Below are 18,345 nucleotides of genomic sequence, written 5' to 3' on the forward strand. Positions count from 1 at the left end.
ATTATTCCTGAGGGAGTTTCCATAGGGCCTGGGCAAATTTCCTGCCTAAATCCAGATAACCTTCTGAATTATAGTGCCAACGATCTGAATAACCATAATCATCGGTACTCGTCACCAGCGCTGCACGTTTGTCTTTTTCTACGAACGCCGCCTGACCGCCCCGCACGATCTCGCCATACTTCCAGACCTTTCCCTCCGGATTATCGCCTGAATCCGAAATGCGGCCTATCACCACAGGCAGGTCATCTGTCAACATCGTCGCGCGAATTAAGTCCATCAGCCGCTTTAGGTTGGCTTCATACTGCCGGGCAATTTCTTCGGAGTAGTGGGCGTCACTCTCTCCCTGCATCCAGACAATGCCCGCTGGGACCAGGGTATCCGCTTCGCCATCCTGATCGATATCCCGCGTTTGCAGTGCCCGCTTCATACCTGCCAGAAAATGGTCGTACTGATTGATACCCTGACCTTTACCCGTTCCTTTTTCAAAATCGGGATCCCAGCAGCCAAAATTGCCTGCCGCTTCGATGGCAATCGAAGTTCCTCCACGCGAAATTTTGATCAAGGCGATATTTTCTTCTGGCGCGAGTTCTTTGAGTTTTTTTGCAAAAGTCAGTTCAGCACCAAAACGGTTGGAATAGGTATTCGCGGTGCCATCCGATTTAAAGCCAGCTCCATGCCCTGGTTGTAAGGGAGCCCAGATGCCACGACCATCCACGGGCACGCCATCCGGAGCCGGGTTCGCGTGAAAGATCATTACTCCCGAATCCGACTGCTTCAGATCCTGGGGGAGATCTTTGACATATCCGTAACCGTCCATGTTGGACTGGCCACCCAGAAAATACACCCGGTATGTTTTCGCTGAGGCGGATTCATTCCCAACGATGATTAGAAACGCAATCAGAGCCAGAGTAAGACATTTGAGCCGAAACATGGAGAAGCCTTTCGCATCTGCTGTGTAAAAAAGAGAATTCAACTGTGATTTGGTATCACAAAGATCAATTATACAGAGCAAGTCGGGCTTAACGAAACCATAGTATGCACTTCAGATCAAGACAAGCATCAAAGAAATGCGGGCTACGCAATGATTCCGTCAATCGGATGGCCGTAATCCATTTCGATGCGTTTATGACCGGGCACTTCCAGACGCCGGGCATTCAGCCCCAGCTGTTTCATCAACGTGGCATGCACGTCGGTCACATAATGGGGATTTTCTTCTGCATGGAATCCGAGTTCATCGGTCGTGCCGTGCGCGATTCCGCCTTTAATCCCGCCTCCAGCCATCCAGATGGAAAAACCATACGGATGATGATCGCGGCCATTACTCCCCTGTGAACCGGGCGTCCGTCCGAATTCGGTTGCGAACACAACAATCGTATCTTTCAGCAGACCTCTGCGTTTCAAGTCTTTTAACAGACCCGCCGCCGGTTGATCGACCTGCATTGCCAGCTTGGAGTGACTTGCTTTCAGATTGGAATGCGAATCCCAGGCACCGGCTGCTCCCGCACCATGCATGATCTGAATGAACCGCACACCTTTCTCGACAAACCGGCGTGCGGCCAGAAGCTGCATCCCGAACGGTTTGGTGGCGGGATTATTCAAACCATAAAGGTCCTGTGTCTCTTTGGTTTCCTGATCAAACTGAATGACGTCAGGCACCGCGGTCTGCATGCGAAAAGCCAGTTCGTACGATTTCATTCGGGCCTGAAGCGTGCTGTCATTCGGATACTTTTCCGCATTCAGACGGTTCAACTGATTGATGAGTGAGAACTCGATCTTTTGTTCTTCGTTGCTGAGGTCCAGTTCCGGTTTGGCATAGGGCAGGGGGTTCTTCGGGTCGACTTTGAGAGGAACCGAATCGTAAGCAGGCCCCAGATAGTGACCGTCTCTGACATCAAAATAACGTGGCCCCATATTGATAAACTGCGGCAGATTCTGATTCAGTGATCCCAAGCCATAATTTACCCAGGCCCCAATGGTCGGCACTCGACCATCCAGCATATGACGGCCGGAATGGAATTGAACCTGGGCACCATGATTATCATCGGTCGTCCACATAGAACGCACGATGGAGATGTCATCCACACAGCCGCCAATATGAGGAAACCAGTCGCTGACTTCGATCCCACTTTCGCCATACTTTTTATAACCGACCTGCAACGGATAGACTTTATTCCGCTGCTGTCCATTGGCATCATTCACGACAACCACACGGACCCGCTTTAATTTTTCCGATTCCTGCACGCTTTTCCAGGGAGTTTCACTAATCGATTTTCCCGCATATTTCGTCAGCATCGGCTTGGGGTCGAAGCTTTCCATATGACTCACGCCCCCCCGCATGAACATCCAGATCACACTTTTCGCTTTGGGAGGGAAATGCGCTTTTCCATTAGGAAGTCGATGTTCCGATGCAGCCTGGGCGCGCTCTTCCTCTTGCAACAGTGAAGCCAGTGAAATGCCCGCGAGCCCGGAACTCAGACTGGTGAGGAAATTGCGACGGGGTAAACTGTTAGAAGAGTTCTGAAAATCATTTTGAATATTCATGACGCACCTTCATCGAATCGTGATGAAATCGTTATGGTTGAGTAATGCGTGAACCAGGTTTTCTCGCGATCGCCAGACGGAATTCTGGCTTTTTGCCGTTTTCAACAAAGACTGGGTTTCAGCTAACGCAGACAGGCATATATCCAGTTCCTGAGGCGTGGGTTCAATGCATAGAATTTTCTCATAGGCGTGTTTGACAAATTCCTGATCGCTGAGTTCGGAATGCTCTTTGCGAATCTGTCCGGCTATTTTCCGTGCCATCTGCAGAGAAACCTTGCTGTTAGCCAGCGCCAATGCCTGTTGTGGCACCACGCTTTCATTGCGACGATAGCAGGCAAAGATATCAGCGGAATCAAACATACTGAGGAACTTATCCTGAGCATCACGAGATGTGGTAAAATACATACTACGGCGTTTACTATCAGGGTTTTTCGCCGGATCAATAGTCGGCCCCCCGCTGGTCAAATCGAGTTCGCCCGCCAGGTAGAGCAGGCTGTCCCGAATAATTTCCGATTCCATCCGCACCATATTACGTCGCCAGTAGTAATGGTTCTCCGAATCTTTTTCCTGTGTTCGCGGATCGGCGCCCATCGTGGAACTGCTGAGCTGGTATGCTTTGGAGGTGGTCATCAATTCGTGCAGATGTTTCATGCTCCAGTTATGCTCCATGAAATCCACCGCCAGCCAGTCCAACAACTGATGCTGTAACGGCTGTTTGGAACGCAGTCCAAAATCGGTAACATCCTCCACCAGTGGCTGCCCAAAATGACGCAACCAGATATGATTCACAGCGACCCGGGCCGTCAATGGATTCTGACGATGTGTAACCCAACGGGCAAACGCGGCACGGCGTCCGGTGCTGGCTTCAGGATACGGCTGGAATCGGGAAGCCTCTTTTTCTGCTGGCCCTTCCAGTGCTTTGAGTGATGCCCGCACGCGCGTGTATTTCTCGCCCGGTTTACTGATCGCCTGCTTTGCCGTTGCGACCTGTTTTTTCGCAGCCGCAATTTCTTTTTCGACTTTTTTCTTTGCTGCGCCGGTTGCTGCTTCTGACTTCTCTTCGGCTTTCGCCAGCTTTTCTTCAGCTTGTGCCAGTTCATATTTCCGGGCAGCCAGAGCTGCAGCCTGTTTTAATTCTGCCTGTTTTTCTTCTGGTAGTTTTGAATATCGGGCCTTATCGGCTGCGAAGGAAGTTTTTAGAGCAGTCTTTGAAAGGCGTGCTGTTTGCAATGAGAGCGTGGCTGCTTTGGACTTTGCTTTCGCCAGAGCTAACGAAGGTTTCACAGACTGTTTGCCATCAATCATCTCTTCATCAGCGGGCAGCGAACTGACGTTGATCATCTCGAATTCCGCCGCAGCGTCAAATGCCAACAGATCGATTTTTCCAGACTCGCGCTGGAGCGGCAAGCGATAGGAAATCGCGTGCTCGCCATTCAGCGACACGTTGACCAGTTGATCGCGAACTTTGATTTCGAGTTCGTACGGTTCGTTCAGATTTACTTCGCATCCATGCCGTGCTTCGGCGGGGTAAACGGATTTGGAACCTTCGTTGTAAGAAACCTGTAGCTTGGAGCCCGGCTGAACCGCGCTCAGGTAAATCATTTTTTCCCGCTTGTCATCGACATCAAAGGCCAACCCGACCGAACGCCATTTATCGCCACCGGTCGTTTTGAATTTGAACTTCGCTTTGAAGTTCTGCGGATGGTCCTGTTTCGAACGCAGATATGCGCGGCCGTATCCGGTTTTGGTTTGAATCAGCTTGCCCTCCTGATAGGCCCATTGACCGGGGCCCATCGTCCAGAGTTCTGGTTTCGCTGCCTTGAAATCATCTACCAGAAAGGGGGCTGCTTTTTCGGGATCTTTCTGCTGAACCAGTTCAGTTTGCGCGGCCTGCTCCAGTTTCGCCAGTTGTTGTTTTGCCTGTTGGGCCGATTTTTCAGCAGCCGCGATCTTGACGTCTGCAGCTTTCAACTGATCTTTGAGCACAAAATCCTGAATTCCGGGATGGTGTGCTTCAGGGGGCAGAGCAACCGGTGTGACATTGAAAGGATCGAACGTAAACAGTCCGGGCGGCGCCGGTTTCATTTCCCGGCTTTGATCGGGATCTTTCTCATTGCCGCGAATGTGTACGTAGGTTTTGGCGTCGGCGTGGGCATCGAAAATCCGGGGCAACCCGTTTTTCTCCAGATCGGTTTCGCCGGGCAGGGCATCGAGGCGTACCTGATACGGTTCAAAAATGGCCCGCATCTGATAGTAGTCTACGTTCGTCAGCGGATCATATTTATGATCGTGACATTTGGCGCAATTCATGGTCAGCCCCAGGAACGCCTTGGAAGTATGTTCCAGAGTACTGTCGAGCCAGGTCGTGCGGTTGAACAGATAATAATGACGCGCCAGAAATCCGGTCGCACGCAGGGCTTCATGATCGGTCGGCTTGAGCTCATCGGCGGCGAGCATATCCTGCACCATCTCAGCATAACTGCTATCCCGATTTAAGGACTCAACAATCCAGTCGCGCCAGTGCCAGATATGTTTCTGACTGTAGCGGAGCTGCTTACCCAGGCCATACCAGTCGGTATATCTCCAGATATCCATCCAGTGCCGCCCCCAGCGTTCGCCATGCTGCGGGCTCGCTAACAGTTTGCGTACGACTTTTTGATAGGCGTCCTTGTCAGAATCATTCACAAAATTCTGTAACTCTTCCTGCGTGGGTGGTAAACCGATCAGATCGAGATAAACACGACGCAACAAGACCCGCTTAGACGCCGGTGCTACTGTAATCAAAGCCTGTTGTTGTCGTTGCGCTGCCAGAAAGGCATCGATCGGATTTTGCGTTGGAGAATCACCCGGTAGCTTTGCTTTGACCGGTGGCTGAAACGCCCAGTGATCTTTAGGACTGCCGGGGATTTCTTCTTTTGGAGTGACGGCTCCCTGTGCGATCCAGGCTTTGATCAGCGCGATTTCATGCTCATTCAGCCGGGAACCTTCTTCCGGTGGCGGCATTTGTTCGTCTGCTTTGGCGAGAATGCGTTCGAGCAACAGACTCTGATCTGGGTTGCCAGGATTGAGAACCGAACCGCTGTCGCCTCCGTTCAGCATGAGCTCGCGCGTTTCCAGGCGTAACTCAGCTTCCTGCTTGAGCGAACTATGGCAGGCATAGCACTTCTCCGCGAAGATCGGTTTGATCTCTTTTAAGTAATCCACCTTCTCAGCGGCAGGCAATGACGGAGAAATCAACAGCGCCAGAAAACCAAGCCCGAAAACTGAGGTGGAACGAATTGTTCTCATTAGTCGTAGTCTCATACCTTAATATTTACCACGGAACCGAAAGCCTGATAAGTCCTTACTTTTGATTTTGATATATTATATATATTTTTCTTTATATATTTTATACAAAAATAGACTTCTTTTCACGTATCTGGGCTCTTTCAGAACAAAATAACACTGAATCAGACAAAAGAGTGGGCTGGCTTTTAGCACCTCTTGAATTGCAGCGATTCCGGACTCTGCCTGACGTTTCAGACTGGTATCAGGCTTGAAGTCCTGTTTGATCACGTCTACTATTGCCGTTCAGGCCGCTGGGACTGACAAAGAGTTAATATGAATTCCAGAAACGATTTGTGTCTTTCGATGCTATCGTGGAAATCACTTCTAATTCTGAAAAGTGTCACTGGTTTCGTGATCCATTTCCGTTAGGAGTCCGTTTCATAAGATTCAGAGTCCGGATTGTGCCTGGAACGCAATTTCGTCAACACGCGATTACAGATAAGGGATTCGATAATGGCTGATGATTCCAATATGAGCAACGAGCAGGAACCTAATCAAGCTTCTCACAAAGATGATACGCCATCTAGTATCTATTTGATTTCGTATCCCAAAATTGTCTTTCTCTATCCGACCTTGATCGTGTCGATTGTGGCTGCAATTTTCATGTCGATTGCAGGGGAGTCTGCCCACATTGGCGGCAATCGCGAACACATGGCGGAAGTCATGGCGTTAATATTTCTCGTCGTGTTTGGTTTAAACATTACGGTGCTGGCGTTTGACTTCCCGCGCACCACATCACTGACACTGTTCTTTCTGGGGGTGGCGATCTTTATGGGGATCTGGATGCTACTGCGATTCAATCCTGACATTGTGCCTGCCCTGACCAATTTTTTGAAAAGTCTACGTCCCTGGGCGAATTCCCAAATGTATTGGATGTTCTCCGGCATCCTGGGCCTGATTTTTGTCGGGGTGGGAATCAGTGTGCGTTTTGACTACTGGGAAGTGAAAGGCAACGAGTTGCTGCATCACCACGGTTTTTTAAGCGATCTGGAACGATTTTCGGCACCGAATTTGAAAATTGACAAAGAGATCAGCGATATTTTTGAGTACATCCTGTTACGATCAGGACGACTGGTGCTGCATCCCCGTAACGAGCCCCGGGCGATCGTGCTGGACAATGTGCCTTTCATTTCCAAAAAGGAAAAACAGATTACCCGGATGCTGGGAGCACTTCAGGTACAGGTAAGACCAGAGAGCCATTAAGGTCGCTTTTCAACTGAACCTTCCCGCCGGAAGATGTGTCGGTCCTGAACGGGGAACAGCGTTGGTCCCTGTTTCGTTCAACAAGTTATTAGATAAAAACATGAGCTGTGGTTCCGGCGTGTCGTCGGTGGGAGATTTTGGCAATGGGGAAAAAAGGGAAAAAGAAGGCTGCGAAAGAAGACCCGAATTCGCGCACCGTCTGCCAGAATCGAAAAGCGCGGCATAACTATGAAATCCTGGATACACTGGACTGCGGGATTGTATTAGCGGGCAGCGAAGTCAAAAGTGTGCGCGCCAACAAGATTTCGATCGAAGAGGCCTTCGCCCGTATTCATAATGGGGAAGTCTGGCTCTATAACTGTGATATTGCCCTGTATCCCCAGGCCAACACAATGAATCACCAGACACGGCGTCCACGTAAACTGCTGATGAAAAAATCAGAAATCAGGAAGTTTGCTGAGCGCGCTGAAAATTCCAGCCTGACGCTGATTCCGTTAACTGTCTATTTCACGCGCGGGTTAGTAAAAGTGAAACTGGGCATCGCCAAAGGCCGCAAGCTGCACGACAAACGCGAGAAGCTCAAAAAAGATTCCGCACGTATGGACATTCAGCGTGCGATGCGTGCACGCAATAATTAAGGCCTTTGGAACAAATTCCAAAGGCCTTAAAGGTCCCGCGTCTCTGTAATTTCAGCTACGCTTAATTTTGAGTGGTTTTAGGGTTGTCATACAGCCGAAGATGAACCGTCTCCCCTTTTTTGGCCGTTGTTCCGGGCTTGGGCAACTGTTGATAAACATGGTAGATAACTTTCGGTTCCGGGGCTGCTGCACCACGGTGGATTTCTGGTACGAATCCCATCTTGACTAGCATTTGTTGTGCTGCCTTGTAATCTCTGCCGATCATGGAAGGCACTTTGAACGCCACCTGCTTAACCGGATTCGGGGTATTCGGCCCTTCGGCAACCGCAGCAACCTTTCCCTGTAATTGATAGTCATCCAGATCCGGGATAAACGGATCTCCTTTCCACCAATCGATGATCCCTTTCCTCTTATTTGCCACTACATTTTTGAAGACATAAACCGTCGACTGATTACCCCCGGGATGAATCAACTGTACTGCATCCGGTAGATAAGTCTTGGGGTTTAATTTGACTTTTGCTTCACTGTAGTTGGCAGCATCGGCTCGACGCCTGGGTTTGACGGCAATCACAATTTGTTCCGGTGTATTGACCAGCAATTTCAGGAAGTAGCGTTTTTTGGCAGTCTCTGCTGGCATCCCAAACAAAAAGGGGAGTGGGCCTTCCATAATATTCGCTCCGCGGCGATCCACCGGAATCGGGTAAACTTCATAGGATTTTTCGTCTTCGTTAATCGAAAAGATGCGTTTTCCGTCACAGATCCAACATTCATTTTCTCCCGGTTTTAATTGATAGGGTTTTCCTTCAGCATTGCGTTTGTCGCTGACCGCTCCTTTGGGAATTTCCATCCCGGTAATATCAATCCGCCCCTTATCAGGATGTTCATAATAGAATTTCCCATCCGAACGTTTTTCCATCTGAAATACATCGTCATACCAGAGGCGAATGTGGTTACCTTGCAGTTTTTCAATTTTTTCCGAATGGTTTTCCCAGTTCTCCAAAATCTTTTCCAGCGCGGGAGGTAACTGTTGCACCTTGAGGACAGCACCAGCCGGGTTGGGGCGTGGTTTCCGTTGGTCCAGCTGTGCCTGTACTTCGTTGTTGATCAGCAGTAACGTGAATGCAGTACAGCAGGTAAAAACGAGTGCTCTTTGCTGTAAAACCAGTTTCGATTTCATGAGTTGTCCAAATCCTTCCCTGAATTGCCGGTCTGGCTGATCGACGAACCAGATTTACTGGCTTGAGGCCCGATATGTGATAGCAATCCGTGCTATTGAAGAAGATAGGTTGATCTAGTGAGGTGGGGGGTTGATTTTCGTTGTTGTGAGTTCTGAAATGTCTTGCGACCACATGTGGCCGCAGTGTAGCAGGAACGCAAATTCCTGACTATCCATGTTTGTCTCTATGTCATGTCAGTTTACCAGGGTGCTTCCATTAATTGGACGATCTGATTTGCTAAACTGTCAGTCGCAGTTTTGGTCGCTGTTGCCAGAGATTGCCCGACTTCCGGTGCAAACGAAGCCTGCGAGACCAAATTTACCACATCCGGAGTGATGGGAACTTCCTGTTGAGACAGAATTCTCCCGCTGCGCATGTCTTCCCAGGTCACCTCAACTACAAACTGCAGATTCAGGTTTCGTGGGTCATTATTTTGAGTCGTTCCTAAGACGCTTTTGTTGATTTGTTTAATTGTGCCACTGAGCCGGGTATCCGCTTCGATGCCTTTGGCCAGACGAAAGGGAGTCCGTGACTGAATTTTCTGCTGGACGGCTTCAGTCAGTTGATATTCGAATCCACGACGAAAGGTATTGTTTTCAAAAATGGGGACGTAAACGGTCTGCACGTCCTGTTGATAGGAATTTCCGACCGTGTAACCACAGCCTGTCAGATCTATCGACAGTAGTGACAGCAGTAACAATTTTGCCACAATACGTACCATGAATTTATTCAACAGAACTCAGTGTTTCTGCCACGCGATAACGAAATTTATAGTTTGATTCTTGCTGGTTCCGGTTCATCTTCCAGAGGAATTTTCCGAATCGGTTCTCCAAATCCTTCCAGTTTCAAACGAGCCGGTGGTTCCAACCCCTGCTGGGCCGGTGGTGCTTGTTTTGTTGTTGCTGGTACTGGATCTGTTTTTCCAAACCCAGGTAATCCCGGAACGAATGATCTTTTCGGTTCGGGTTGCTGTACCGTCTTTTTCGGTGTGGCATAGTTTGCCCAAAGATGGCTGGTATTCTCGTCTCCTAACTCTGCCAGTAATTCCCGCGCCTGATTCGCGAACGTGGATGTGGGGTGATTTTCGATCAGCAGATTACAATAAATGGCCGCTGATTTTGGTTTACCGCGCCGCATCCAGTATTGAACGGTTTCCCAGTCTCGCTTGGCTTTGGCCTTTTCAATTTTTTTCAGTTCTTCCTTAAGGCGTGCCTGTTCCGCCTCTGGAAAGAGACGCATGGTGGTCGCTTTGAGATCTCCCGCATCTGTCAACACGGTCGCATCATACTGAGGTCCCTGATAGGACATCAGTTTCACATGCGTACCCAGCATGAACGCATCTTTGAGGTGCGGACTTTTCGGGTATTCTTCACGCAACAGACTGAAAGTGCGGTCGGCATCCATATACCGCCCTTTTTTCAGATAATGGCTGGCAGTCAGCATCAAAGAATCATCGGCCAGTGGTCCGGTCGGGTCATGCAGCCAGATTGATTTGAGTGCTTCCAGTGCTCGGTTCTCGGTATCGAATACTGGACGCGTGCGATCAAAAAAGTTCGGTACCAGCGCCCATCGTGATTTGCGCGACTTGCCGTCACTGGGAATTTCCGGAGTTTCTGAACCGGGTTCTTCCAGGTTCACCTGTTGAATTTCGCTCCCTTTCACAATCGATGGTTCCTGCAGCCAGTAACGAGCTATTGAGAACAATCGCTTGGTGGTCTGATCCAGATGTCGGGTCGAGGGAAAATCAATCAGCAACTGATCGTAGCTGTCCTGTGCCCAGGAATATTTTTTTTGAGCATACTGGCATTCTGCCACCATGAACTGAGCATCTTCTTTGATTGGGTCATTTTTATATTTTTTGACGATGGCTTTGAATTCCTTCTCAGCCCGTTTATATTCTTTCGCCACAAATTTTTCATTGGCCTGTTTGTATTCCGCCGCACCGACCGCAGGCTCAATGAACGTGGAATCTTTCTTTCTGTTCCAGAGTGCAGTCTGCATCACGCGCTGCATCGGTCCGCGTACGCCCTCGATCGATGGATCATCGGTTGCACTCTTTTTAGACCAGGGTGGCTTCAATGCTGCAAAATCAGAAGTCTGTTCGCCAAACATGGCGCAGCCCGGCAGTAATCCGCAGAGCGCCAGAGCCAGGCAAAGGCACATGCTGCGAGTCACAGAGGGAGATTTATTTTGTAAGTCATAAGTGGACATGGTCATCCCTGACTTCCACCTGAGGGAAATGAAGTGTTTATAGTTGCAGGTAGGGTGCCATTTTAGGACGGCGCCCCAAGATATGAGACATGGTTGTGGTCAGCAGTTGTCGAATCTCTCGTTGTTGTTGAAGGGATAAGTTCAATCGCTGGGATAGTTGTGTATTTTCGTCTAACAGCTTTTGCAGTACCGCCACTGTCCCTCGAGAGACACGCACATTTCCGTGTCGCTGTTGTTCACAATGCTGGCAATACAGTCCGCCGTTATTGGCGTCATAAAGATACGATTCCAACTGTCCTAAATCCTGACTGCATCCGGCACAGTATTCGAACTGAGGAAGTTGGCCGATCTCTTCTAACATGGTTAACTCAAATTTTATTAACGCTTTCTGAAAATCATCATGTTCCTGCAATTCGAGTAATACTGCATACGCCGCGTCGAACAGTTCTGGATGAGGATCATATTCCTCAGTCAGAGCATCCAATAGTTCGGCAATGTAGTAGCCCACATACAGGTTAGAAAGACTTCCAGGATAAGGGCGAAAACGATTCACGAGCTGGGCTTCAGTTAAAATATCAAGCCCGCCGGAAGATTTTCGGATGAAGACTATCCGACAAGTGGCCAGCAAGTCAATAGCAGCCTCGAAGGCACTTTTCAGCCGTTTCGCGCCCTTCGCCAGACTCGCAGTTTTACCAAAATCCCGCGTAAACCAGGTAATGACCTTGCTGGACTCGCTGAAATCAGCGAGCCGAATAATGATACCTTCCGTTTTCTCATTGGACATAAGTCAGGTGCTGCCAGATAAAATTTGCGTTGTTCACTCGATCTGGAATGAGAAGTAAGAGACTCTACGACCGATCCGTCAAACAGGCACTGTAGACGTTCTGTGAACTTAGATCGTTCGATTTTAGAGAATCAGCGGCCATTCTGAAAAGGCGAATGGGAATGAATCGTGATTGAGTCTGCGGAATTAAAAAAGCCTGCGAGTCAGCTCGCAGGCTTTTTTGTTGCTCAGGAGCAACTTGCGCTCAATTGGAGACACTCTGTTAGAAGCAAGAGTGTGTGAGTGATCTTAAAATACGTCAAGTTTAAAGTGATTCCCTTTGTGGTAGGGACGCTCACTGGGATAGAAGTTGTGCCAATCCTGATTGTAGACTGGAATTCTCATATTTTCCGGATACCGGTAATAGAGATTATCATAGCTCCCCTGTGGTCTCTGAAAGTTCTGGGGATAATACACATAGGGATAATAGTAAAATCGGTTCCAGTCAGTAGGTTGTCCTCGACCAGCCGCCATTGCATCGGAAGGCGAAAAAGTAGACGTGGCCAACCCAACCACAAACAGGAACAACCCTGCGAGCATGAGACGCCGCACCATCATAGTTCTCTCCTTGCCAGTCGGTAGAATTAAGCGATCAGTCCAGCATGGACTGTCTGTAAGCGTATGCATTCTGAAAGATTCAGGATACCACTTAATTCATCGGCCTGATCAGGGGCGTCACAACAGGAAACTTCAGCATAAACGGATTAATCGTCGCAATTAGTACTGAACGCGTACAGTATTTTTTGCGAGAAAGAGTTCTCAAACGAGACGCGCTGTTGAGATCCCCTCCATAATCCAGCGATTCAGAGCCGCCAGTTGTTCAGATTCCTGACTCAGCTCGGCATTCAATGAATTGACCGACTGAATCTGGCCGCCAGTGCTTTGCCACATTCGTGCAACCCAGGCAGCAGAGATGGGACCATCTGTCGCATTTTCCAGCGAATGGTCCAGCAGAATGCGTTTGTTTCTCAAATTGGCACTGGTCACGTTCTGGAAGTCGGTTTTACCGAAGCGTCCCTTGAACAGGGCGGCTCCCGCAAAAAAGTGAGGCATCTGCAGCAATAGTTTTGTGGCGACTGAGCAACCCGTGCCTGTTCCTGCCAGATAGATCCGTTGCTCATGAATATTGAGTACTTTGGACAACTCCTGTACGGTCTGCTGGATCTGTTCGGCAAACTGTTTCACGAACAGGTGGCTGTCGGGCCAATAATAGCCTTTTTCCGGTGCTTTCGGGTTGATGGCAGGGGCACGAAACGAAAGTCCCAGATAGTTTCGTGTGCTGATCTGCGGCATGATCTCATGTAAAGCCTGCTCAGAACCACTATCAGGATGCAGCCAGATAACAAGAGGATATGCATACCCGGGTTCATAATGTTCCGGACGAAACAGGGCGATGTGCTTCAGCGGTAATTTGACCAAAGACTCAGACGAATCTGTATTCCCTGCCATTCTGTCTTTGAGCAAGGAAGAAGGCAATCCGGGACTTTCGGCTTTGAATCCATTTTCAATCCATTTAAGACGCTGCGTATAATCCATTGTCGTTTTACTTTCAGTGATTGAATCTGAGGTAAGTCTTAAATGTGGGGAGTAACAGTCGTTTATTCCTGAGCCAATTCGATCTTGGCGGGCCGTGCTGTCGTTTGTGGGGAGGTGGCCCCGAATACAGGCAGGTCTACAGCGGCAGCCACTTCGCTCATAGGAAAGTATTTTCCAGGACAGGCAGTTGCTTTGACATCGCGATGCCCTTGTACGTTTTCACCGGCAATTTTGTATTCTGCTTTCAGCACGCCGACCAGCTTTTTGACGGCCGCCAGTTGCGCTTCCGTAGGGGGAGCTTCTTCAAAATTACCCACCAGACAAACACCAATCCCTTTCTGGTTGTATTTATTATTTCCAGCGTGTGCCCCGTGCATCTGTTCGCGCCAACGGAATGTGGACTCGATCGCCCCATCAGGCATCCCATTACCGTTTCCGATGACAAAGTGATAACCAATGCCAAGCCACGAGTTACCGGATTTATCTTTTTTCTTGCTATGTAGTTCGTGAATACTCTCCACACTCCCTTTTGAAGAAGCGGTATGATGAATCACGATATATTCCCAGTCACGTACTTCTGCTTCAGGTTTCCAAGGGTTTTGCGGTTCAATGGCAATGGTTGGCGGAGTCGTAAACAGGGGAGCCCCCGGAGGAACAGGCTTCGCAGCCACAGGCGGATATTCAGGCATCGGACTGGGAGAATTAATCGTAACGGGAGGCAAAGATGTCTGCTGGGTACATCCTGAAATCTCAATCGCCGGCAGCATCGCGACACAACACATTATGATGCCCTTCATATCGCTGCCCTCCCTGACAGCCAACCAACTGATCAACTCATTTGAAAAAGTAAAAAACCGAAACCCATTCCGTGAACCATAATTTCTAAGTCGGGACTGTAATTCCGAGTCGATTTTGTGTCAATGCGGGGAGAGTCGGCTGTTTAAGCGATGCCGTCACCAATACGGAAAAGTCCCCATAATTCTAATTGCAATCGCCCGCAAAAGTAGAAATCGGAGTCAAATACAGCACGTATTTTTTGCCCCCACGCCCCGTTTACCCCAGTTTACGCAACAGGCACGATTTTGAGCGAAAAAAGGAGAACTTTCAAATCCGACTGATCTGGAAGTCGCTTTGAGCCGAGGAGTGAAAGCACGCAAGAGAGGAGCTTTTGAGTCAGCAGGTACTCAAATCAAGAACCTTCCTGGCAAATATCAATAAAAAAGGCGGATGCGGTCCAGTGCTTGAACCACTGATGGAGCTGGTGGCCTAACTCGTCCGGTTCGATCAGGCCTGATTCGGAAACTTCCATGATTGCTTCTCCAACCTGCAATCCCTCCTGCAGCCGGGATAGCAGGAAATATTCTGCGGGGGTCACCGCTTCTCGGCGCACGATAAAGTTGCGGCGTGTAATTGCCAGACAGGTTGTCTGCTGCGCGAGAATTGCTGGCGTATCCCCGTTTCTGACTTTGGTAATGAATTCGTGGACGGGAAATTGAAACTGCAGCAATCGGAAACAGGGCGCCATCTTGAGCGTCAGCCCAGGCCAGTCTTCCGGCGCGATGGAATTTAAGGTCTCTGGTGTCAGTAGTGTTTCCTGTTCGATGCCGGGACCATCGAAGACTTCGCTGTAAACGCGCTCCAGCGTGGCGAGATCAATCAAAAAATCAGTCCAGTTGGCTCCATCCTCTCCTGCTTCCACGGCAGGCTTGTGCTCTCTTAAAAACTTTGGAAACCGGGCTCCCAACTCTCCGAGTGTATAACTGGTAGAAGGAGATTCCTGCAGATACTCCATGCAAAATACACCGAAGGCCTGTGCCCCCATCGCTGTCACCAAAGCGGGATACTCCTCGCTCAAACATTCAAGAAGACGGGCATAGTAAGCGTTGGCATAGATTCCGACTCGTTCCAGACTTGTCAGTTGACTGGAACGAGTAATCACAGTTTCCAACGCATCGATGTCCAGCGGAATCCTGCTTTGTGCTGCCTCCGAAGCAATGCCGGCTTCGACGCCGCCAGGCCAGCTGATCACGGTTTGCATCCAATGCTGAATCTGTTCCAGATCTCGTGATTGATGGTTCATTCGAATTCAGCCGTTATAAATGAAGCAGGGTGAGGAATCGCTGTTGTAGAAGTATCAGCGACTACGTCTTCTGAAATGACCGGTTCCCCAGCCGGCAAATGCTCATCCATATATTTTTGTGCTTTCAGAACTTCCTGGTGTACGACAGGAAACGGCGGGATATCTGCGTCCCACTCCAGCAGAGTTGAGACACCGCCGGTTCGCTGGTGCATTAACTGAAACAGGTTCCAGACGGGATCGATTACCCGTCCGTTATGTGTATCAATTAAGTGTGTCCCACAGTTCGTGTGCCCCGCCAGATGACACTGCACAACACGTTCAGCGGGAATGGCTTCGATGTATTCTACAGGATCAAATTCGTGATTCACGCTGGAGACATACACGTTATTCACATCCAGCAGCAACCCGCAATCCGCTTTTTCCGCCATGCGGCAGACGAATTCAGACTCGCTCATCGTAGAATCCTGGAATTCGAGATAACTGCTCGGATTTTCCAGAACGAGGGGTCGCTCAAGTATTTCCTGCACAGTCTGAATGCGTTTGACGATATGCGCCAGTGTATCTTCGTTGTAGGGGATGGGTAACAGATCGTGTGTATTGCGTCCCGCCACTCCAGTCCAGCAGACATGGTCGGAAACCCAGCGCGCGTTGACCGACTCGGCCAGTGTTTTCAGCTTCTGCAGGTAGTCGCGGTTCAGCGGGTCGGTGCTGCCAATCGACAGAGAAACGCCGTGCATCACGATCGGATAGCGTTCGGCAATCTGCTCCAGCACATTCCGGGGCCGGCCGGCGGAGTCCATGAAGTTCTCTGAAATAATTTCAAACCAGTCCACTTCAGGCTCGTGTTCCAGAATGTGAGAGAAGTGTACGGTTCGCAGACCCACTCCCAAACCCAGATTTTCATGTCCGAGACGTGGTTTCAACATTAGTGATAACTCCTACCCTGAGAACCAACTGGTTACCGGAAGATCACAGGGATATTGCATTCTGGCTGACATGAAAAAGCAGGCTCCTTATCAAACGGGTTGATAGAGGAGCCTGTCTTGGTTGTCTTGGATCAAAGGTTATTCCTTTTTGGCAGCGGGAGCAGGACCTACTTTTTTGCCTGCTTTCTCCATTGCTTTTTCGAACTCGGCGCGGGCCAGTTTCCAGGCGTCTTCCATCAATGGAATGTGGCAAGACCCTTTTCCTTTGCAGGAGTTCATGCCAGGGTTTGTACCACAGCCACCTTGCCCTTTGCATTCATTCGAGCCGGCACAGGCATGTTCTGCCACCGTAGCACAAGCCCCCAGACCGGCACAATCATTTTCCACACCGGCGTAGGTTCCTTTGCAGGTATTGAGACCACGACAGACATGAGGCTCTTTCATCAGCAGGCTGACATCCTTATCGGTCGTCTCATCTGCAGCATGATCATGCTCGTCCTTGGTCGAGCTGCCAGCTTCTGCATCGGTAGCAGGAGTCTTGGGTGCCGGAGGGGCCGGTTTTTGACAACCGGTCATCGAACCAGCCACCATTCCGCCAAATGCTGCAATGGTCAGTCGGTTAAAATCGCGTCGATTGATATCGGGACGTTTCATGGATTACCTCAGAGTTTCGATTAGGGGATTGATGAAAGTGAAATTTAAGCATGAGACTAAACAGAGATTCCCTTATGTTCTGTGAGTTATCTCACATTTCCAGCAGAATTTAAACTGCGGATTCTCAATTTCAGCCAAAATTCCCATAGCTTTTTGCAGCAATTTGCGGTTGTTAACTCACTTGATTTTACCGGGTTTACGAAACAGGGGCTCCTGAAACACAACGGTCTCAAGAAGAGTTGTACGTTAACTCACAGATTCAAATTTCAAGAAGCTCGATAATTGATCCAGACGCAAACAACATTCTTTATTCATGGAGGATCACAGGAATCATGTCAGGATTGAAATCGCTCTCAATGTCAGTCGTGCGGGCACTTGGAATCATGTTGCTCAGTATGCCTCAAAGTCATCGTGGGGAAGCTGCAGAAGCGATCGGGCAACGCTGGCCTGCCAGTCAACAGATCTCGATGTCACAGGTTGATCACAGCACCTTTGATCGACTGTTAAAAAAGTACGTCGATACGAAAGGCATGGTTAATTATGAAGCGTGGAAAGCATCTCAAACAGATCGGCGTGCTCTACAGAATTATCTAAAGCTGCTCAGTCGGGCCAACCCACGTGCGACAGCACCGAAACAGGCTCGGCTCGCTTTCTGGATCAATGCCTACAACGCAGTCACACTAGAGGGAATCATGCAGGTTTATCCCACTACCAGCATTCGAAATCATACAGCGAAAGTATTCGGATATAACATCTGGGACGATCTCCCCCTGAATGTCGGCGGAAAAAATTACTCTTTAAACCAAATAGAACACGAAATTTTACGTAAGATGAATGAGCCCCGTATTCATTTTGCAATTGTCTGTGCTTCCATCGGCTGTCCAAAGCTGAGAAACGAAGCCTATACAACGGAAAAAGTTGATGCACAATTGACTGCTAACGCGATTGATTTCTTTCAGCAAAAGAAACATTTTCAGATCAAACCAACTCAAAGAACTGTACACCTCAGCTCAATTCTGGACTGGTTCGCGACTGATTTCGGATCAACGCAATCGGAACAGCTTCACTATATTGCTAAATTTGCCCCAGAGGCATCACGGTCTTTTTTGATAACTCCGAATGTGACCGTGAAGTATCTGGACTACAACTGGGGGTTGAATCACCAACCATCACGTTGAATCAGCAGAGT

General features: G+C 49.2%; 16 protein-coding genes. 3 read left to right on the forward strand and 13 right to left on the reverse strand.

Annotated elements, in window-relative coordinates:
• Position 1 precedes the first annotated feature (1 nt).
• The 3 genes from Pan241w_RS24615 to Pan241w_RS24625 all read right to left on the reverse strand — a co-directional run bounded on the left by Pan241w_RS24615 (position 2) and on the right by Pan241w_RS24625 (position 5,829).
• A complete protein-coding gene (locus Pan241w_RS24615; protein ID WP_145220974.1) occupies positions 2-931 on the reverse strand; it encodes a sialate O-acetylesterase in 930 nt (309 codons plus the stop codon).
• Between the two features lie 143 nt (positions 932-1,074).
• A complete protein-coding gene (locus Pan241w_RS24620) occupies positions 1,075-2,541 on the reverse strand; it encodes a DUF1501 domain-containing protein (RefSeq protein ID WP_145220977.1) in 1,467 nt (488 codons plus the stop codon).
• 9 nt (positions 2,542-2,550) lie between these two features.
• The gene (locus Pan241w_RS24625; protein WP_198000133.1) at positions 2,551-5,829 is read right to left on the reverse strand and encodes a DUF1553 domain-containing protein; all 3,279 of its coding nucleotides are present in this window, start codon (positions 5,827-5,829) and stop codon (positions 2,551-2,553) included.
• A gap of 492 nt (positions 5,830-6,321) precedes the next feature.
• Here Pan241w_RS24625 and Pan241w_RS24630 point away from each other — a divergent pair, with 492 nt between their 5' ends.
• Positions 6,322-7,071, forward strand: coding sequence for a sulfite exporter TauE/SafE family protein (locus Pan241w_RS24630; RefSeq protein ID WP_145220982.1), 750 nt, complete (start codon positions 6,322-6,324; stop codon positions 7,069-7,071).
• 143 nt (positions 7,072-7,214) lie between these two features.
• Positions 7,215-7,709: an SsrA-binding protein SmpB gene (smpB, locus tag Pan241w_RS24635; protein WP_145220985.1), complete on the forward strand. Its 495-nt coding sequence runs from the start codon at positions 7,215-7,217 to the stop codon at positions 7,707-7,709.
• A gap of 61 nt (positions 7,710-7,770) precedes the next feature.
• Here smpB and Pan241w_RS24640 read toward each other — a convergent pair whose 3' ends face one another.
• The 10 genes from Pan241w_RS24640 to Pan241w_RS24685 form a co-directional block, all read right to left on the reverse strand.
• The gene (locus Pan241w_RS24640) at positions 7,771-8,886 is read right to left on the reverse strand and encodes a PASTA domain-containing protein (RefSeq protein WP_145220988.1); all 1,116 of its coding nucleotides are present in this window, start codon (positions 8,884-8,886) and stop codon (positions 7,771-7,773) included.
• A 239-nt stretch (positions 8,887-9,125) separates the two neighbouring features.
• Positions 9,126-9,635 (reverse strand): LPS assembly lipoprotein LptE, encoded by a 510-nt coding sequence (lptE, locus tag Pan241w_RS24645; protein ID WP_232107264.1) that lies wholly within the window; start codon positions 9,633-9,635, stop codon positions 9,126-9,128.
• A gap of 59 nt (positions 9,636-9,694) precedes the next feature.
• Entirely contained in the window at positions 9,695-11,137 is a 1,443-nt protein-coding gene (gene bamD, locus Pan241w_RS24650; protein WP_198000134.1) for an outer membrane protein assembly factor BamD, read from the reverse strand.
• A 37-nt stretch (positions 11,138-11,174) separates the two neighbouring features.
• The gene (gene recO / locus Pan241w_RS24655) at positions 11,175-11,921 is read right to left on the reverse strand and encodes a DNA repair protein RecO (RefSeq protein ID WP_145220998.1); all 747 of its coding nucleotides are present in this window, start codon (positions 11,919-11,921) and stop codon (positions 11,175-11,177) included.
• Between the two features lie 288 nt (positions 11,922-12,209).
• The gene (locus tag Pan241w_RS24660; protein ID WP_145223504.1) at positions 12,210-12,515 is read right to left on the reverse strand and encodes an MFS transporter; all 306 of its coding nucleotides are present in this window, start codon (positions 12,513-12,515) and stop codon (positions 12,210-12,212) included.
• Positions 12,516-12,719: 204 nt separating this feature from the next.
• Positions 12,720-13,496, reverse strand: coding sequence for an alpha/beta hydrolase (locus Pan241w_RS24665; protein WP_145221000.1), 777 nt, complete (start codon positions 13,494-13,496; stop codon positions 12,720-12,722).
• 62 nt (positions 13,497-13,558) lie between these two features.
• The gene (locus Pan241w_RS24670; protein ID WP_232107266.1) at positions 13,559-14,293 is read right to left on the reverse strand and encodes a peptidoglycan recognition protein family protein; all 735 of its coding nucleotides are present in this window, start codon (positions 14,291-14,293) and stop codon (positions 13,559-13,561) included.
• Positions 14,294-14,685: 392 nt separating this feature from the next.
• Positions 14,686-15,576, reverse strand: a complete 891-nt coding sequence (locus Pan241w_RS24675; RefSeq protein WP_145221003.1) for an HvfC/BufC N-terminal domain-containing protein — start codon at positions 15,574-15,576, stop codon at positions 14,686-14,688.
• Positions 15,573-16,502 (reverse strand): MNIO family bufferin maturase, encoded by a 930-nt coding sequence (gene bufB, locus Pan241w_RS24680; protein WP_145221005.1) that lies wholly within the window; start codon positions 16,500-16,502, stop codon positions 15,573-15,575. Before bufB ends, Pan241w_RS24675 begins: the two co-directional genes overlap by 4 nt.
• A 138-nt stretch (positions 16,503-16,640) precedes the next feature.
• Positions 16,641-17,156: a hypothetical protein gene (locus Pan241w_RS24685; RefSeq protein WP_145221007.1), complete on the reverse strand. Its 516-nt coding sequence runs from the start codon at positions 17,154-17,156 to the stop codon at positions 16,641-16,643.
• A gap of 332 nt (positions 17,157-17,488) precedes the next feature.
• Here Pan241w_RS24685 and Pan241w_RS24690 point away from each other — a divergent pair, with 332 nt between their 5' ends.
• Complete coding sequence (locus Pan241w_RS24690) at positions 17,489-18,334, forward strand: DUF547 domain-containing protein (protein ID WP_145221010.1); 846 nt, start codon at positions 17,489-17,491, stop codon at positions 18,332-18,334.
• Positions 18,335-18,345 lie beyond the last annotated feature (11 nt).

Origin of the sequence: Gimesia alba, assembly GCF_007744675.1 — a bacterium.
Lineage (GTDB): Bacteria > Planctomycetota > Planctomycetia > Planctomycetales > Planctomycetaceae > Gimesia > Gimesia alba.

Coding starts and splice junctions, on each gene's coding strand:
- Pan241w_RS24665 (WP_145221000.1), bottom strand. CDS start 13,496: ATGGATTATACGCAGCGTCTTAAATGGATTGAAAATGGATTCAAAGCC.
- Pan241w_RS24615 (WP_145220974.1), bottom strand. CDS start 931: ATGTTTCGGCTCAAATGTCTTACTCTGGCTCTGATTGCGTTTCTAATC.
- Pan241w_RS24640 (WP_145220988.1), bottom strand. CDS start 8,886: ATGAAATCGAAACTGGTTTTACAGCAAAGAGCACTCGTTTTTACCTGC.
- Pan241w_RS24690 (WP_145221010.1), top strand. CDS start 17,489: ATGTCAGGATTGAAATCGCTCTCAATGTCAGTCGTGCGGGCACTTGGA.
- Pan241w_RS24660 (WP_145223504.1), bottom strand. CDS start 12,515: ATGGTGCGGCGTCTCATGCTCGCAGGGTTGTTCCTGTTTGTGGTTGGG.
- Pan241w_RS24620 (WP_145220977.1), bottom strand. CDS start 2,541: ATGAATATTCAAAATGATTTTCAGAACTCTTCTAACAGTTTACCCCGT.
- Pan241w_RS24630 (WP_145220982.1), top strand. CDS start 6,322: ATGGCTGATGATTCCAATATGAGCAACGAGCAGGAACCTAATCAAGCT.
- bufB (WP_145221005.1), bottom strand. CDS start 16,502: ATGTTGAAACCACGTCTCGGACATGAAAATCTGGGTTTGGGAGTGGGT.
- recO (WP_145220998.1), bottom strand. CDS start 11,921: ATGTCCAATGAGAAAACGGAAGGTATCATTATTCGGCTCGCTGATTTC.
- Pan241w_RS24670 (WP_232107266.1), bottom strand. CDS start 14,293: ATGAAGGGCATCATAATGTGTTGTGTCGCGATGCTGCCGGCGATTGAG.
- Pan241w_RS24675 (WP_145221003.1), bottom strand. CDS start 15,576: ATGAACCATCAATCACGAGATCTGGAACAGATTCAGCATTGGATGCAA.
- bamD (WP_198000134.1), bottom strand. CDS start 11,137: ATGTCCACTTATGACTTACAAAATAAATCTCCCTCTGTGACTCGCAGC.
- Pan241w_RS24625 (WP_198000133.1), bottom strand. CDS start 5,829: ATGAGAACAATTCGTTCCACCTCAGTTTTCGGGCTTGGTTTTCTGGCG.
- smpB (WP_145220985.1), top strand. CDS start 7,215: ATGGGGAAAAAAGGGAAAAAGAAGGCTGCGAAAGAAGACCCGAATTCG.
- Pan241w_RS24685 (WP_145221007.1), bottom strand. CDS start 17,156: ATGAAACGTCCCGATATCAATCGACGCGATTTTAACCGACTGACCATT.